16 protein-coding genes are annotated in these 16174 nt (G+C 71.2%); 8 read left to right on the top strand and 8 right to left on the bottom strand.

Going from position 1 to position 16174, the window contains the following annotated elements:
* Window positions 1-7: 7 nt before the first annotated feature.
* Complete coding sequence (cbiB, locus tag J2847_RS03440; protein WP_209777005.1) at window positions 8-970, bottom strand: adenosylcobinamide-phosphate synthase CbiB; 963 nt, start codon at window positions 968-970, stop codon at window positions 8-10.
* 74 nt (window positions 971-1044) lie between these two features.
* Between cbiB and cobD the strand changes: the two genes are divergently transcribed.
* The 4 genes from cobD to J2847_RS34770 all read left to right on the top strand — a co-directional run bounded on the left by cobD (window position 1045) and on the right by J2847_RS34770 (window position 5849).
* Window positions 1045-2133, top strand: coding sequence for a threonine-phosphate decarboxylase CobD (gene cobD / locus J2847_RS03435; protein WP_325169319.1), 1089 nt, complete (start codon window positions 1045-1047; stop codon window positions 2131-2133).
* Between the two features lie 129 nt (window positions 2134-2262).
* A complete protein-coding gene (locus tag J2847_RS03430; protein ID WP_209777004.1) occupies window positions 2263-3879 on the top strand; it encodes a sensor domain-containing diguanylate cyclase in 1617 nt (538 codons plus the stop codon).
* A 166-nt stretch (window positions 3880-4045) separates the two neighbouring features.
* Window positions 4046-4570 carry a PAS domain-containing protein gene (locus tag J2847_RS03425; protein ID WP_209777002.1) on the top strand — a complete coding sequence of 175 codons (525 nt, stop codon included), beginning with the start codon at window positions 4046-4048 and terminating at the stop codon, window positions 4568-4570.
* Window positions 4545-5849 (top strand): methyl-accepting chemotaxis protein, encoded by a 1305-nt coding sequence (locus J2847_RS34770; protein ID WP_209777001.1) that lies wholly within the window; start codon window positions 4545-4547, stop codon window positions 5847-5849. The genes J2847_RS03425 and J2847_RS34770 overlap by 26 nt, the downstream gene beginning before the upstream one ends.
* Before the next feature lie 18 nt (window positions 5850-5867).
* Here the strand turns inward: J2847_RS34770 and J2847_RS03415 are convergent, their stop codons facing one another.
* Entirely contained in the window at window positions 5868-6806 is a 939-nt protein-coding gene (locus tag J2847_RS03415) for a response regulator (protein WP_209776999.1), read from the bottom strand.
* 259 nt (window positions 6807-7065) lie between these two features.
* On the opposite strand from J2847_RS03415, the gene J2847_RS03410 reads away from it, so the two are divergent.
* Entirely contained in the window at window positions 7066-7692 is a 627-nt protein-coding gene (locus J2847_RS03410; protein WP_209776997.1) for a glutathione S-transferase family protein, read from the top strand.
* A 17-nt stretch (window positions 7693-7709) separates the two neighbouring features.
* Here the strand turns inward: J2847_RS03410 and J2847_RS03405 are convergent, their stop codons facing one another.
* From J2847_RS03405 to J2847_RS03395, 3 genes are read right to left on the bottom strand one after another with little or no spacing between them, the layout of a single operon-like run.
* On the bottom strand, window positions 7710-8042 hold the full coding sequence (locus J2847_RS03405) for a DUF1244 domain-containing protein (protein WP_209776996.1): 333 nt from the start codon (window positions 8040-8042) through the stop codon (window positions 7710-7712).
* Window positions 8043-8070: 28 nt separating this feature from the next.
* A complete protein-coding gene (locus J2847_RS03400) occupies window positions 8071-9348 on the bottom strand; it encodes a DUF2478 domain-containing protein (RefSeq protein ID WP_209776994.1) in 1278 nt (425 codons plus the stop codon).
* A gap of 28 nt (window positions 9349-9376) precedes the next feature.
* Window positions 9377-9610: a sulfurtransferase TusA family protein gene (locus tag J2847_RS03395; protein WP_247877521.1), complete on the bottom strand. Its 234-nt coding sequence runs from the start codon at window positions 9608-9610 to the stop codon at window positions 9377-9379.
* A gap of 195 nt (window positions 9611-9805) precedes the next feature.
* Here J2847_RS03395 and J2847_RS03390 point away from each other — a divergent pair, with 195 nt between their 5' ends.
* From J2847_RS03390 to J2847_RS03380, 3 genes are all read left to right on the top strand, one after another.
* Window positions 9806-10813 (top strand): SDR family oxidoreductase, encoded by a 1008-nt coding sequence (locus J2847_RS03390; RefSeq protein ID WP_209776992.1) that lies wholly within the window; start codon window positions 9806-9808, stop codon window positions 10811-10813.
* A gap of 82 nt (window positions 10814-10895) precedes the next feature.
* Window positions 10896-12146 (top strand): Hsp70 family protein, encoded by a 1251-nt coding sequence (locus tag J2847_RS03385; protein WP_209776991.1) that lies wholly within the window; start codon window positions 10896-10898, stop codon window positions 12144-12146.
* Window positions 12147-12367: 221 nt separating this feature from the next.
* Entirely contained in the window at window positions 12368-13396 is a 1029-nt protein-coding gene (locus J2847_RS03380) for a fatty acid desaturase (protein WP_209776989.1), read from the top strand.
* Between the two features lie 71 nt (window positions 13397-13467).
* Here the strand turns inward: J2847_RS03380 and J2847_RS03375 are convergent, their stop codons facing one another.
* The 3 genes from J2847_RS03375 to J2847_RS03365 all read right to left on the bottom strand — a co-directional run bounded on the left by J2847_RS03375 (window position 13468) and on the right by J2847_RS03365 (window position 16166).
* Window positions 13468-14295, bottom strand: a complete 828-nt coding sequence (locus J2847_RS03375) for a universal stress protein (protein WP_209776988.1) — start codon at window positions 14293-14295, stop codon at window positions 13468-13470.
* A 117-nt stretch (window positions 14296-14412) separates the two neighbouring features.
* On the bottom strand, window positions 14413-15366 hold the full coding sequence (locus tag J2847_RS03370; protein ID WP_209776986.1) for an ABC transporter substrate-binding protein: 954 nt from the start codon (window positions 15364-15366) through the stop codon (window positions 14413-14415).
* A 32-nt stretch (window positions 15367-15398) separates the two neighbouring features.
* Complete coding sequence (locus J2847_RS03365) at window positions 15399-16166, bottom strand: ABC transporter permease (protein ID WP_209776984.1); 768 nt, start codon at window positions 16164-16166, stop codon at window positions 15399-15401.
* Between the last annotated feature and the right edge of the window lie 8 nt (window positions 16167-16174).

Genomic DNA, 16174 nt, shown 5'->3' with positions numbered 1-16174 from the left:
TTCCTCCCTACCCGAACACCGCCAGCACCAGCGCGCTCGCCCCCAGCACGACGCAGGCCCGCCGGTAGAGCGCCAGCGCCCGCCCGATGTCCGCCGGGGTCGCCGCCGTCCGTCCGCCGCCCAGCCAGACATCCTCGATGCGCGTCGCCCCGTAGACGCGCGGGCCGCCCAGCCGCAGGTCGAGCGCGCCGGCCATCGCCGCCTCCGGCCAGCCGGCGTTGGGCGAGCGGTGGCGGTGGGCGTCGCGCCGCACCGACCGCCACGCCTCCGCCGGATCGGCCCCCGTGGTGAAGCGGGCGGCCACGGTCAGCAGCAGGGCGGTCAGGCGCGAACCCGGCAGATTGACCAGATCGTCCAGCCGCGCCGCCGCCCAGCCGAACGCCTCGTGGCGGGGGGTGCGGTGGCCGATCATGCTGTCCGCCGTGTTGATCGCCTTGTACAGCGCGATTCCCGGCAACCCGCCGACCAGCAGCCAGACGGCCGGGGCGACGATGCCGTCCGAGAAATTCTCGGCGAGGCTCTCGATGGCGGCGCGGCAGACGGCGGGCTCGTCGAGCGTCGCCGGGTTGCGGCCGACGATCATCGCCACCGCCGCCCGTCCGCCCTCCAGCCCGTTCTTGGCGAAGCCCCTGGGCACGGCGGCGACATGCTCGTGCAGGCTGCGCTGCGCCAGCAGGGTCGAGGCCAGCGCCGCCTCCAGCAGCCAGCCGAAGGGCAGCAGCCGGCACAGCCACGCCACCGCCACCGCGACGCCGCCCACCGTCAGCAGCAGGACCAGCAGGGCCAGCGCGCCGAAGGCCTTGCGGCGGGCGAAGCCGTCGCCCTCATGGTTGAGCGCGCGGTCGAGCTGCGCGATAAGCGCACCGATCCACACGACGGGATGGCGGACGCGGGCGTAGAGTGCGTCCGGGTAGCCGGCCATCGCCTCGATCGCGAGGGCGGCGGCGAGCAGGAATGGATGAAGCGGCACGACGGCGGAATCCTGGCGGGTTGGGTTTGGGCGGGTTGGGTTCGGGCGGGTCGGGTTCAGGCGGGTAGGGTTTCATGAGCGGAATCGGGGGCGGGATGATGGCCGAAAGCACGGCGGCGACCAAGGATTTGCGGGAGGGGAGCGTGCGGGACGGCATCCTGCATGGCGGCGACCTGGACGGCGCGCGCGCCGCCTTTCCCGACGCCCCGCAGCCGTGGGTCGATCTTTCGACCGGCATCAACCCATGGCCTTACCCGTTGCCGCCGATCCCGCCCGACGCCTGGACCCGGCTGCCCGCGCGCGGGGCGGAGATGGCGTTGCGCGAGGCGGCGGCGGTCTGCTACGGCGCGCCGTCGCCCGAACTGGTCGCCGCCGCGTCGGGATCGCAGGCGCTGATCCAGCTTCTGCCCCGCCTGCGCGCGCCGGGCCGGGTCGCCGTGCTGGCCCCGACCTACGCCGAGCACGCGCTCTGCTGGGCCGGCGCCGGCCATCGGCTGTCCGAAACCACCGATCCGGAAACCGCCGACGCCGACGTGCTGGTCGTTGTCAACCCGAACAACCCGGATGGGCGGCTGCTGGAACCGGCCCGGCTGCTGGCCCTGGCGGAGCGGCAGGCGGGGCGGGGCGGCTGGCTGGTGGTGGACGAGGCCTTCGCCGATTGCGATCCGGCGGGCAGCGTCGCGCCCTTCGCCGGGACGCCGGGGCTGGTCGTGCTCCGCTCCTTCGGGAAGTTCTTCGGGCTGGCCGGCCTGCGGCTCGGTGTCGCGTTGGCCGAGCCGGCCCTGGCGGCGGCCCTGCGCGCGGCCGTCGGTCCCTGGGCGGTGTCCGGACCGGGGCTGGCGGTCGCCGCGGCGGCGCTGTCCGACCGCGACTGGATCGCCGCGACGCGGATCCGCCTGCGGTCGGAGGCGGAAGCGCTGGACCGGCTGCTGACCGGCGTCGGGCTGGCCGTTGTCGGCGGCACCGACCTCTTCCGTCTGGTGACGCATCCCGACGCCCGGTCGCTCCACCGGATTTTGGGCGAAGCCGGCATTCTGGTCCGCCGATTCGAGCAGCGGCCGGACTGGCTGCGCCTGGGGTTGCCGGCCGACGGCGAGGCCCGCCGCCGCCTGCGCGACGCCTGCGCCGGGGCCTGTCGCCCCCGCCAGCCTTCAGCCTGTTGAACGATCAAAAGAATCCGCCTCCACCCAACCCGTCGGCCGGCCCCCTGGCTGGGACGGGCGGGGGCGCGTGCTTCAATCGCGAAATACCATCATTGCAAGGAAATAATATTTTATGGGAAACTAATACGCATGTTCGATTCGGGTAGCACGGCGATGATCTCTCAGGGAAACGGGAACGACCCGCGCCAGGCGGGATGGCGGGCGTTCGACGTTTTGCCGGCGGCTGTGTGCGTGGTCGCGTCGACGGGAGAGATCCGCTACGCCAATCCGGCCCTGCACGCCCTGCTCGGTCATCCGGTGCCGTCGCTGGCCGGGATGCGCCTGACCGACCTGGAGGTCGCCAGCGGTGCGGCCGCCGCGTCGGCAAAGGAGCGGCAGTTGCGCCGCCGCGACGGCCGTTGCCTGTGGGTCGCCGAAACCGCCACGCCCATCGAGGGACCCGACGGGACGCCGCTCCAACTCAGCGTCTTCACGGAAATCGACGAATGGCGGCGGCGCGAGCTGGAACTGCACAACCGCCTGCTGATGCGGGAGGCGCTGTTCGACACCCTGCCGGTGCCCGTCTTCGTCAAGGACGTTCGCGGGCAGTACGCCGACGTTAACAGCGCCTTCGAGCGCTACACCGGGCTCGACCGCCGCGACATCCTGCAACGGACCGCCTTCGCGCTGATGGAGCCCGGCTCCGCCAAGGTGCATGCCGCCCACGACCGCCGGCTTCTGGCCGGGGAGGCGCAGTCCCATTACGAGGAACCGGTGCCCGTCGCCGACGGCAGCCTGCGCATGGCCAGCCTGAGCAAGGTGTCCTTCCGCGACAGCGCCGGCAACATCGGCGGCATCGTCGGCGTCATCCACGACCTCATCGACTCCCAGCCGAACGAGGCGCGGCTGGAGGCGATCCTGGAGCAAAGCCCGATCGGCGTGTCGGTGTCGCGCCGCGACGACGGGCGGATCATCTTCGTCAACACCCGATTCGCCGAGCTGATCGGTCTGCCGCGCGAGCGGCTGGTCGGCAGCCGGGCGCGCGACTACTATCTCGACAACCACCAGCGCGAGCGGGTGCTGGAGCGGCTGCGCGCCGCCGGCGCCGTCGTGAACATGGAGGTCCAGTTCAAGAAGGCCGACGGGTCGCCCTTCTGGACCCTGTTCACCGTCAACCAGGCGATCATCCAGGGGGTGGAGGTCAACCTCGCCTGGATCTACGACTACACCGAGCGCCGCAACATGGAGGAGGCGTTGCGCGACATGGCGTCGCGCGATCCGCTGACCGGCATCTACAACCGGCGCTCCTTCATGGATCTGGCGCGCCAGCAGCTCGCCCGCGCCCACCGCTTCCACGAGCCGCTGGCGGTCTTCGTGCTCGACGTCGATCATTTCAAGCGGATCAACGACAGCTACGGCCACGCCACCGGCGACGACGCCCTGCGCATGGTCGCCGCCGGCTGCCAGGCGATCCTGCGCGAATACGATCTGCTGGGCCGCCTGGGCGGCGAGGAGTTCGTCGTCGTGCTGCCCGGCGCCACCGCCGACGAGACCCGCGTGGTGGCGGAGCGGGTGCGCCGCTATCTGGCGCGCATGCCGATTCCGGGTCCGGACGGCCGCTTCCACCTGACCTCCAGCATCGGCATCGCCGGGCTGGAGGGGGCGACCGACACGCTGGAGAAGGCCATCCACCGCGCCGATCTGGCGCTCTACCGGGCCAAGCACGAGGGGCGGAACCGGGTGGTCGTCTATGAGCCGGGAATGTGACCGGCACCGCACCCCATAGGTAAAGGAACCCTGAAGCCCTGAGCGCGCGTGCGGTTTTGCCGCACCCGTTCGTGTGCGATAAATGCGGCGATCGGACAGTTGCTCCGCTATCCAGCCTTGACATCCGGTATTACCACCGGGTGCCCTTGCGGGGAGACGGGCGGCCATGACCTCGACCAGAGCACCCCTGACCGGCCACGAACGCAGGTTCGCGGCCGATGAGATCATCGTTTCCAAGACCGATCTCAAGGGCGTCATCACCTACGCCAACGACGTCTTCCTGCGGGTCAGCGGCTTCTCCGAGGACGAGCTGCTCGGGCGTCCGCACAACATCGTGCGCCATCCCGACATGCCGCGCTGCGTCTACCGACTGTTGTGGGAGCGCATCAAGGGCGGCCACGAGATCTTCGCCTATGTCGTGAACCGGGCGCGCAACGGCGACCATTACTGGGTGCTCGCCCATGTCACGCCGTTGCTCGACACGGACGGCACCATCGCCGGCTACCATTCCAGCCGCCGCCTGCCCGAGCGCCGGGCGGTGGAGGCGGCCATCGGCCTGTACGCCGCGCTGCGGGAGGAGGAGGCGCGCCACCGCGCGCCCTCCGACGCCATGGCGGCCTCGGCCGGGATGCTGGACGAACTCCTGCGCGGGAAGGGCATGAGCTATGACGAATTTGTCCTCGGTCTCTAAGGCGCGGATCGCGGTCTGGCTGGTCGGGGCGCTGGCCGCGTTCCAGGCGGCGCTGGGCGGGATGGGCGGACGCTGGGACATGGCGGCGCTCGCCCTGGCGGCGCTGGCCGGCTCCATCCTCATGGCGCGCTGGCTGGCGCTGACCGCCCGGTCGCTCGCCCGCGCCGGGGCGGTGCTGGCGGCGGCGGAGCGCGGCGACCTGCAACCGCGCGTCCTGCACATCCATGGCCACAACGAGATCGCCGACCTGCTGCGCACGCTCAACCGCCTGCTGGACCGCGTGGAATCCTTCGGCAAGGAGGCCAACGCGGCGATGCGCTTCGCGGCGGAGGGGCGCTATTTCCGCCGCATCGTGATGACCGGCATGCTGGGCGAGTTCGGCGCCTATTCCCGTTCGATCAACGCCGGGCTGGACGCGATGGACGGCAAGAGCCGCGAGTTCGTCGACAGCGCCACCCGCATCGGCGACAACATCAAGGGCGTGGCGCAGAGCCTCTCGGCCAGCGCCGCGCAGCTGGAATCGGCTTCATCGTCGATGACCCACGTCGCGTCGGTGGCGAGCGAGCAGTCGACCTCCGCCGCCTCGGCGGCCGGGCAGGTGTCGGTGAACGTGGACGGCGTCGCCGCCGCGACCGGCGAGGTGTCCGGCGCGATCGGCGAGGTGGCGCGCGGCGTCACCCGCACCGCGACGCTGGCGCGGGAATCGGTCGGCAAGGTCGCCGACGCCGACCGCACCATCGGCCTGCTGATCGCGGCCTCCGAACAGATCGGCGAGGTGGTCACCCTGATCAACGCCATCGCCGGCCAAACCAACCTGCTGGCGCTGAACGCCACCATCGAGGCGGCGCGGGCGGGCGAGGCCGGAAAGGGATTCGCCGTCGTCGCGACCGAGGTGAAGAACCTCGCCAGCCAGACCGCCAAGGCCACCGAGGACATCCACGCCCAGGTCGCCCAGGTGCAGGCGGTGAGCCGCGACGCCGCCGAGGCGATCCGCCACATCGGCGCCATCATCCACGACATCGACGAGATCGCCGTCGGCATCGCCGGGGCCGCCGAGGAGCAGAGCGCGGCCATCGGCGGCATCAGCCGGTCGATCCACGACGCCTCCGACGGCGTGCGGACGGTGGCCGGCGCGGTCACCCAGGTGTCGGGCGGCGCGCAGGAGGCGAGCGCCGCCGCCAGCCAGGTCCTGGCATCGGCCGGTGATCTGGCGCGGCGGGCGGCGACCCTGCACGGCGACATCGACGCCTTCGTGCGTCGCGTCTGCGGCGGCCGCTGACACCGCCGGCCGCCGACCCTACCGGCCGCCGGCCGTGGGACCGTCGGCGTCCGGCCCGGACCGGGTGAGGTCGACGACGCCGACCGCCTGGTTGCCGGTGCCGACATAGGTGAGCCGGTCGAAGCCGACCATGCGGGCCAGCGCGATGCCGCGCCCGTGGGTGGCGGTCGATTGGAAGGCGTCGAGCGTCAGGTAGCGGCTCGAATCGAAGCCGGGGCCGGTGTCGGTGACGGTGAAGACGATGCGGTCGTCGCCGCGCTCGACACGCAGGGTCGCGTGCTTGTCGCGATTCTCCGGCAGGGCGAGCCGCCGCTCGATCTCCCCGCCCAGCTTGCCGTCCACCTTCAGGATGCTCTTGGCCTCGAAGCCGATGCCGAGATTGCCGTGCTCCACCGCGTTCATCAGGATTTCCGACAGCCCGAAGGTCAGGCTGTGGGTGGTGTTGGCGAGCGAGGACAGGGCGATGGCGAGATTCTGCGCCTCCTGCGGGGTCCGGAAACGGAAGGTCGCGTCGCGCAGCAGGGCGATGGCGTCGGCGCGCGAGCGCAGATTGCCGCGCAGGCTTTTCATCCGTCCGGAGCTTTCCTCCGCCGCGCGGACGACGGAACGCAGGAGGGCGCCGTCGTAGGGCTTGATGAGGTAGTGGAAGACACCGGCGCGGACCGCCGCGGCGATCTCGGCGCTGCTGTCGGAGATGGTCTGGATGATGACCGGAATCTCCGCCAGCGCCGGCACCGCCTTCATGCGCTCGTACAGCTCCAGACCGTCGCCGTCGTGCAGGCGGCGGTCGAGCAGGGCGACATGGATGGTGACGTCGGGGGTGTTCAGGATGCTCCACGCCTGCGCCAGCGTCTCGGCCTCGAGCGTGCGGTATCCGATGCGGGCCAGATAGCCGGCCACGATGGCACGCGTCATTTCCTCGTCGTCGACAACCAGGGCGGTGACGGGTTCGGCCATGTTCCGCATGTCTCCGGCGGGTGGGGCGGCGGGTGGGGCGGCGGCAAATCGCGGTGGTTTCAAAGAGACCGCCGGCTCTCTACCTAACTCAAGTTAGGAGTGATTTTAACTTAAAAACGGTTCTCGTTGAAATTGTAACGTGCGCGACGCATTGCGGGAACGTCACGACGGGCGGGACGTCTCCGGGAATCCGTCGGTTGCCGGCGGGGATCATGCTAGGGTCGCCGTCCAAACATCGGTCCTGTCGGTGGAGGCAACGGTGATCCTGATCGGTCAATATGATTCCCCCTTCGTGCGGCGCGTGGCCATCGCGCTCCGGCTTTACGGAATCGCTTATGAACACCGGCCCTGGTCGGTCTTCGGCGACGCGGCGGAGGTTGCCCGCTTCAACCCGCTGAAGCGCGTTCCCACCCTGGTTCTCGACGACGGCGAGGTGCTGATCGAAAGCGGCGCCATCCTCGACCATCTCGACGAGTTGGCCGGACCGGATCGGGCCCTGATCGCGCGGCACGGGCCGGAGCGGCGCCGGGCGTTGAAGGTCTGCGCCCTGGCGACCGGCCTCGCCGACAAGGCGGTGAGCCTGGTGTATGAGCGGGTGCTCCACCAGGAGACGTCGGCGGTCTGGATCGAGCGCTGCGCGTCGCAGATCGCCGGCGTTCTCGACGCGCTGGAGGCCGACCGGGCCGGGCGTCCCGGTCCCTGGTGGTTCGGTGGCGCCATCGGGCACGCCGACATCGCGGTCGGCTGCGTCCTGCGCTTCGTCGGCGAGGCGCATCCCGGCGTCTTCGACGCGGCCCGCTGGCCCGCCCTGGCGGCCCACGCCGCCGCCTGCGAGGCGCTGGAGCCGTTCGAGGCCGTCGTGCAGCCCTTCTCGGTCAGCGCCTGAGGGGGCGTGTGACGGGGTCAGCGCGCGGTGTGGCCGCTGATCTCGGCGTGCAGGGGCTTGGTGTCCTCGAAGCGCTGCTGCTGCTCGGGGCTGGCCTCCTTCTGGTGCTTGGCCTTCCATTCGGAATAGGGCATGCCGTAGACGGCGACGCGGGCGTCCTCGTCGGACAGGGCGACACCGCGTTCCTTCGCGGCGGCGGCGTACCATTTCGACAGGCAGTTGCGGCAGAAGCCAGCGAGATTCATCAGGTCGATGTTCTGCACGTCGGTGCGCTTGCGCAGATGCTCGACCAGACCGCGGAAGGCGGCGGCTTCCAGCTCGACTCGGGTCTGGGGATCCAGATCGGCCATGGTGTGTCTCTCTCTCCTGGTGGTCTTCTTATGAGATGGGCGGCCGGTGCAGCGTGACCATCCGGCCATGCGGGTGAAAATCGCGCGACCCGCCGCCGGCCGCGATGGTGCGGGCCACCGCGTCGCGGTCCTCCGCGACGAAGCCGGCCAGCGATTCGATGCCGTAGGCGAACAGGCGCGGGGTCAGCGGCGTGCCGGGACCGATCAGGGCGATCCGCGCGCCGGCGGCGACGCGCAGCAGGCGGGGCAGGGTGCGGTTGGCGAAGGTCGAGGCGGTGATCGCCACCGCCTCGGCGCCGGGCAGCAGCCAGTCGCAGGCGGCCTCCGGATACTCGCCGTCGCGCGGTGCCATGTCGATCACCTGGGCGCGCGGCAGGCGGCTGGCGATCTGCGGGAAGCCGCCGACCACCACGACGCGCCCCTCGACCCCGGCGAACAGGTCCAGCCCGTTGCCGGCGGCGCCGGTCAGGCCGGGGCGGTTGTAATGGGCGTTGATCGCCGCCATCCCGACCACGAGGTCCAGCGGATCCCAGCCGCGCGCGGCGAGCGCGGCGAGATCGCGCAGGCTCCTTCCGGCCCAGCGCTCCGTCGGCTCCTGGCCGTTGCCGGGCGTCTGGCGGGCGGCGACGCCCAGTCCGCTCCGGCCGGAGCCCTCGTCCGTCTCCACCAGCGCCCATTGGGCGCCGACCACCACGCGGCGGACCGGAACGTCGGCGACGCCGAGCAGCAGATCCTCGTAGAGCCGCTGCGGCCCCCACCAGCGCCACAGCGCCTCCATGGTCGGGGCCAGCCAGTCGCTGAAGCCGCCGGTCGCCGCCTGCCATTCGTTGAGGTAGCGGCTGCCGACGCTGGTCAGCAGCGGGATGCCGTCGGCGATGCCGGCCAGCATCTCGTCGATCAGCCCGTCGCCGGTCGCCTCCAGCCCGGCGAACTTGTTGATCACCAGCAGGTCGACCCGCTCGGCCAGCGCGCGGCGCACCGCCTGGCTGGCGTCGGCGACCCCGGTGGGGTCGACCCGGCAGGATTGCGATTCCCGGCCCAGCCGCTGGGTGATGTCGAAGGCGTGGCCGGTGGCGACGTCCACCAGTTCCATCACCTCGGCGCAGGCGTCGTCGATGGCGCCGTGGTTGCGCTGGACCAGCCCGCCGACGCGGAAGCCCCGGCGGATCAATTCCGCCGCGAAATCGTCCAGCAGCCTGTCGACCCCGACCGAGCCGGGGCCGTGGATGACGGCGCCGGGGCGCAGCGGCGGCGGCAGGGCGGGAGACAGGGCGGGGGGCAGGGAAGGAGACAGGGAAGGCGGCATCGGGAATCCTTCCGCGACCGGGACGGGCTCAGCCGCCGCGCCGGATGTGGTAGACGAACAGGGTGGCGTGGGCGGCGTCGGGGCGTGTCTCGGCCCGGACCTCGTGAGCGACCAGCAGGTTGTCGGTCGTGTTGCAGAAATGCTTGAAGTCGATGACCGAGGCCGGGTCGGTCGCGGTGACGATCACCTCCTCCCCCGGCGCCATGCGGTCCAGGAGCGCCCGTGTCCGCAGGATGGGCAGCGGGCAATGCAGCCCCGTCACGTCAAGCTCTCTCGCCGGCACCGCGCCCGCTCCTTATCCGTTTCCGGGAAAACCAAACCCTTACCGGGCGTATGACTGTAGCGGGTTCGCCGGACCTACTCCAGCCGGTTGGCGCGGACCCCGCGCCGCCGCGACATTCCGGACGCCTTTCTGTTGTCGGTGGCGGAGCGTTCGGAATTCGGGAGTGAACGGCAGATGGCGACGCGGTTCGACGACAGGGTGGTGGTCATCACCGGAGCCTCCAGCGGCATCGGCCGCGCGACGGCGCTGGAGTTCGCGCGGCGGGGCGCCTCGGTGGTGCTGGCGGCGCGGCGGCTGGCCGCCCTGCACGAGGTGGCCGAGGCCTGCGTCGAGGCCGGCGGGCGCGCCATGGTGGTGCCGACCGACGTCACCGACCAGGACGGTGTGCGCCGCCTCGCCGAGCGGGCGCTGGCCGGCTTCGGCGGCATCGACGTCTGGGTCAACAACGCGGGCGTGCTGGCGCTCGGCAGCTTCGAGGAGACGCCGGAGGACGTCTTCGAGCGGGTCGTCCAGACCAACTTCTTCGGCGTCGTCCATGGCTGCCGCGCGGTGCTGCCGCATTTCCTCGACGAGGGGCGGGGCGTCGTCATCAACACCGCCTCGATGGTCGCCAACGTCGGCCAGCGCTACGCCACCGCCTATGTCGGCAGCAAGTTCGCGGTGCGCGGCTTCACCGAATCGCTGCGCCAGGAACTGGTCGACGAACCCGACATCCACATCTGCACCGTGATGCCCGCCGCCGTCGACACGCCGCTGTGGCAGCACGCCGCCAACTACACCGGCCGCGCCGTCAAGCCGATGGAGCCGATCCACCAGCCGGAGGAGGTCGCCGCCGCCATCGTCGCGCTGGCGGACTCCCCCCAGCGCGAGCTGTTCGTCGGCGCCGAGGGCCGGCTCGCCGCGCTGGCGAACGCGGTGGCGCCGGCTCTGGCCGAACGCTCCATGGCGCACGGCATCGACCGCAACATGTTCGCCAACCGGCCGGCGCGGGCGACCTCCGGCGGCGTGCTCTCCGCCATGCCCGAGCATCAGGGCACCAGCGGCGGATGGGCGCCGCCGCCACGCGACGACCGCCGCTTCTCCTGGGCCAACCTGATGCTGTTCCTGCTGCCCATCCTGCTGGCCAGCCGGCCGGCGCTGTCGGGCCTCGCGTCCGCGCGCCTGTCCGCACGCGCGTCTTGATCCCGCCGTCCGGAGCCGTTATACGCTCGCCCCTTTTCCGCGGCCCGCAGACCGGGGCCGGAGGGCAGGAGGGGGACGGGCGATGACGGCTTGCGGACTCGATTTCGGGACGTCCAACACGACGCTGGGCGTGCGGGACGGCGACGCCTTCCGCCTGCTGGCGCTGGACGGCGTGCGGACGACGCTGCCGACGGCGGTCTTCTTCGATTTCGAGGCCGACGCCGTGACCATCGGGCAGGCCGCCGTCGATTCCTACGTCTCGGGAGTCGAGGGCCGGCTGATGCGCTCCATCAAGTCGATGCTCGGCACCGACCTGATCGACGCCGACACCGCGCTGCGCAAGGGCCGCATCAGCTTCCGGGCGGTGATCGGCACCTTCCTCGACACGGTGAAGACGCGGGCCGAAGCCGCCCACGGCGCTCCCCTGACCGACGTTGTGGTCGGCCGCCCGGTGCATTTCGTCGATGGCGACCCGGCCGGCGACGCCGCGGCCGAGGAGACGCTGGGCGCCATCGCGCGCGCCGCCGGTTTCCGCGAGGTGTCCTTCCAGTTCGAGCCGATCGCCGCCGCGCTCGACTACGAGCAGCAGGTGCCCGGCGAGGAGCTGGCGCTGATCGCCGACATCGGCGGCGGCACCTCCGACTTCTCGGTCGTCCGCATCGGGCCGGAGCGGCGCGGCAGGCCCGACCGCTCGGGCGACATCCTGGCCAACGACGGCATCCGCGTCGGCGGCACCGACTTCGACCGCGACCTCAGCCTCGCCACCGCCATGCCGGAGCTGGGCCACGGCAGCGCCATGAAGCGGGCCGGGCTGCTGGCGCCCAGGAGCATCTATTTCGACTTGGCGACCTGGTCGAAGATCAACTTCCTCTACACCAACAAGGCGATGGCCGAGCTGGAGCGCTTCCGGCGCGATTCCGCCGTGCCGGACAATATCGAACGGCTGATCGGCATCGTCGAGCACCGCCAGGGCCACGCGCTGGCGATGGCGGTGGAGCGGGCCAAGATCGCCCTGTCCGATTCGGACGAAACGCGGCTGGCGATCGACTGGGGCGACGGCGAGCTGGCGCTGCCGGTCGACGTCGCCGGGCTGAACCGCGCCACCGGGGCGCTGGCGGGGCGGATCGGCGACCGCATCCGCTCCTGCCTCGCCGACGCGGGGGTCACGCCGGACCGCATCGACGCGGTGTTCCTGACCGGCGGCTCGACCCTGCTGCCGCAGGTCCGCGCCGCCATCCTGGCCGAGGCGCCGGGCGCCCGCGTGGTCGAGGGCAACATCTTCGGGTCGGTCGGGCTGGGTCTCACCGTGGAAGCACAAAGACGTTACGGTTGACGGATTCTGTGCGCCGCAGCATTCCGGAAAGCGGAAAAATCGCCGCGCCCCAACTTTGCGACAGTATTTCCTTCGGCCATACGCTATTTTGCAGTCCGGACGACCCCCTGGCCAACTTTGACCGCGGAAACCCCTTCTCGATGACCGTTGCCGCTCCGGCGCCGCTGCTTGGTGCCCCGGTTTCGCCCGCCGAAACCACCGTTCCGCCTTGCGCATCCTCCATGAAAGATCCGGCCGCCAAGGCCGCGCACCGCAAGGCGCAGGCCCGTTTCTGGGCGGAGCGGCTCGCCGATTACAAGAGCCCGGTGACCAGCCGCAGCCTGGGCCAGCTCGCCACCACCCTGCTGCCCCTGGTGGCGCTGGTCGCGGCGATGGGCTTCGCGCTGGAGGTCGGCTACTGGCTGACCCTGCTGCTGGCGGTGCCGGCGGCGCTGTTCCTGACCCGGCTGTTCGTGCTCCAGCATGATTGCGGCCACGGCTCCTTCTTCAAGGCCGACTGGGCGAACAACTGGGTGGGGCGTTGCCTCAGCGTCTTCACCGTCACCCCCTACGAGGTCTGGCGGCGCGACCACGCCATCCACCACGCGACCTCCGGCAACCTCGACAAGCGCGGCACCGGCGACATCGACACCCTGACGGTGCGCGAGTATCTGGCGCTCGGCCGCTGGAAGCGTCTGGCCTACCGCGTCTACCGCCACCCGGTCGTGCTGTTCGGCATCGGCCCGACGGTGCTGTTCATGTGGAAGTTCCGCTTCCCGCTCGGCGACCAGACGCGCGACGTCAAGGCGTGGCTCAGCGTGCTGTCGACCAACGCGATGATCGCCGGCGGCCTCGCCGCCTTCATGCTGGCCTTCGGCGCCCTGCCGGTGCTGATGGTGTGGGCCCCTGTGGTGATCCTGGCGGCGACCATCGGCATCTGGCTGTTCTACGTGCAGCACCAGTTCGAGAACGTCTACTGGCGCAGCCAGGACGAGTGGGACTTCCACGAGGCGGCGGTCGAGGGCTGCTCCTTCTACGACCTGCCGCGCTGGCTGCATTGGGTGACCGGCTACATCGGCTATCACCACGTCCATCATCTGGCGTCGCGCGTGCCGAACTACCGTCTGCGCGATTGCCATCTGGCGATCCAGGAGTTCCAGAAGGTCGCCCGCATCGGCGTCTGGGACAGCCTGAAGACCGTGCGTCTGGCCCTGTTCGACGAGGACAGCCGCCGCATGATCGGCTTCCGCGACCTGCGCGCGATGGCCTGACGGCCGGTCTTCCGATCGTTGGCGAGATCCCTTCGGGCGGCATGGTTCACTCCATGCCGCCCGAAGCGTTTTCAGTGGGACATCAACGTCGGCAGCGGCATGCCGGCCAGCACGCTGCGGGTGGCGCCGCCCAGCACCAGCTCGCGCAGGCGCGAATGGCCGTAGGCGCCCATCACCAGAAGGTCGGCGCCGAGATCGGCGGCGGTGGACAGGATGCGGTCGCCGACCTCGCCGCCGCCGGTGGCGGTCTCGGTCCGCTGGGCGGCGGCGATGCCGTGTCGCGCCAGCCAGTCGACCAGCGCCGGCCCGTCCCCGTCGCGCCGGCCCGGCGGCGTGACCGTCAGGACCGTCACCGATTCCGCCGTCTCCAGGAAGGGCATAGCGTTGCGCACCGCGTGGGTCGCCTCGCGGCCGTTCTTCCAGGCGATCAGCACGTTGCGCCCGATGGGCGCCGTCGCCGGCTGGTCGGGCGGCAGCACCAGGGTGGGGCAGGCGGTCGCCAGCGGCAGCCGGTCCGGCACATGCAGCGGCACCCGCTCCCCCGACCGCTCGGCGGCGGACTGGGCGACGATGGCGAGGTCGGCGTAGGTCGCGCGCTCCGCCAGCAGCTCGACATGGTCGCCCTCGTCGACGCTCCACCGATGGGAAACGCCGTCGAGGGCGAGGGAGACCTCGGCCTCGATGCGCTCGGCGTTCTCGTGGGCGATGGCGGTCGCCTCGGCGATGTAGCCGTAGGAGGCGGCGCGGCCGGTCGCCCCCGCCGGCATCGACACCGGGGTGGCGATGTAGAGAGCCTCGACATGGGCGGAGAAGCGCTTGGCCAGCGCCGCGGCGACCGCCAGCCGGCTGGCGTGGGCGTCGTCGTTCGCCATGTGCAGGAGGATGGTCTTGATCGGCATGCGCTTCCCTCGCTGTGGGTCGGCTCCCTTCTGCGTCCGGACGGGACGGCGGAGCATTGACCCTCTAGGTAATGCTCCGCGCGCCGTTCTGGCAACAGGACCCGCGCGGGAAAGGCGTTACTTGACCACCACCGCGTAGCGCTCGACCGGCTCGACCGTCTGGATCAAGCCGCGCGCCTTGAGGAATTCGGCGAAGCGGGCGTAGCGCTGACTGTCCAGGGCCGCCGGGCTGTGCGAGAAGCGCGGCAGCGTGTCGGCCCAGGCGCGGCGGTTCAGCTCGTCGTTCAGCTCGGGGCGGTCCTTGACGAAGGCGGTCTGCGCCTCCTCCGGGTGGTTCAGGATGTAGAGGGTGGCGCGCTCGACCGCCTCCAGGAAGCGCTTGATGCGGGCGTCGCCGGTCTTGTCCTTGTGGGCGATGACGATCAGCTCGTCGTAGGGCGGCACCCCTTCCTCCTCGGGGAAGAAGGCGCGGCCGGGATGCTTCTCGATCTCCATCTGGTTCAGCTCGAAGTTCCGGAAGGCGCCGACCACGGCGTCGACCTGCCCCGACAGCAGCGACGGCGACAGCGAGAAGTTCACGTTCACCAGCGTGACATCCTTCAGGCCCAGCCCGTGCTTCTCCAGCATGGCGCCGAGCAGCGCGTCCTCGAAGCCGGCGATGGAGAAGCCGATCTTGCGGCCCTTCAGGTCCGGAATCGTCTTCACCGGCCCGTCGCGCAGCACGACGACCGAATTCAGCGGCGTCGACACCAGCGTGCCGACGCGCACCAGCGGCAGCCCCTCGGCGACGTGGAGGATGAGCTGCGGCTGGTAGGAGATGGCGAGGTCGGTGCCCCCGGCGGCCACCAGCTTGGGCGGGTCGTTGGGGTCGGCGGGCGCGGTCAGCGTCACGTCGAGCCCGGCCTCCTTGAAGAAGCCCTTCTCCTGCGCCACCACCAGCGGGGCGTGGTCCGGGTTGACGAACCAGTCCAGCATGACGGACAGCTTGTCGCCCGCCTTTTCCTGGGCCACGGCCGGCAGGGCCGTCATCAAGCCGGCGGCGACGGCCGCCACGGCGAACATGCGCTTCATCCCGATTTCCTCTTGTCCATGGAGCGGGCCGTCTATCCGTTGAGGCCGCCCGCCGGTTGCGTGTCGGATTGCCAGGGCAGCGCGCGCCGGGCCAGCGCGTTCACGGCGGCGTAGAGCGCCACCGCGAACAGGCCGAGCACCAGCACGGCGGCGAACAGCAGGTCGATCTGCATGCGCGCGTTGGCGTGCAGCATCAGGTAGCCGAGGCCGGAGGAGGAGCCGACCCATTCGCCGATCACCGCCCCGATGGGCGCCACGGCGGCGGCGACCCGCACCCCCGACCAGAAGGCGGGCAGGGCCGCCGGCAGGCGGATGGCCCACAGCGTCGCGGCCGGCGTGGCCCCCATGGTGCGGGCGAGGTCGAGCCAGCCGGGATCGGTGCGGCGCAGCCCGTCGAACAGGGCGGTCGTGACCGGGAAATAGATGATCAGCACCGCCATGGCGATCTTCGAGGCCATGCCGTAGCCGAGCCACAGCACCAGCAGCGGCGCCAGCGCGAAGACCGGAATGGCCTGGCTGACCACCAGCAGCGGCATCAGCCAGCGCTGCGCCGCGCGGAAGCGGGCGAGCGTCAGGGCGCTGAGGCTCCCCAGCACCACCCCGCCGACCAGGCCCAGCAGAATCTCGGTCAGCGTCGTCAGCCCGTGCTGGAGGAGCAGCGGCGCCTGCCGCTGCATCGCCTCGGCGACGGCCAGCGGACCCGGCAGCAGGTAGCGCGGCAGGCCGGTCAGCCAGACCAGCCCCTGCCACGCCCCCAGCAGCACGGCCAGGGTGACGGCGCCGCGCGCCAGCCCCCTCATGCCGGCCC

The sequence above is a fragment of the Azospirillum agricola genome, from assembly GCF_017876095.1.
GTDB lineage: Bacteria > Pseudomonadota > Alphaproteobacteria > Azospirillales > Azospirillaceae > Azospirillum > Azospirillum agricola.
This window is presented reverse-complemented; position numbering and strand designations above follow the sequence as displayed.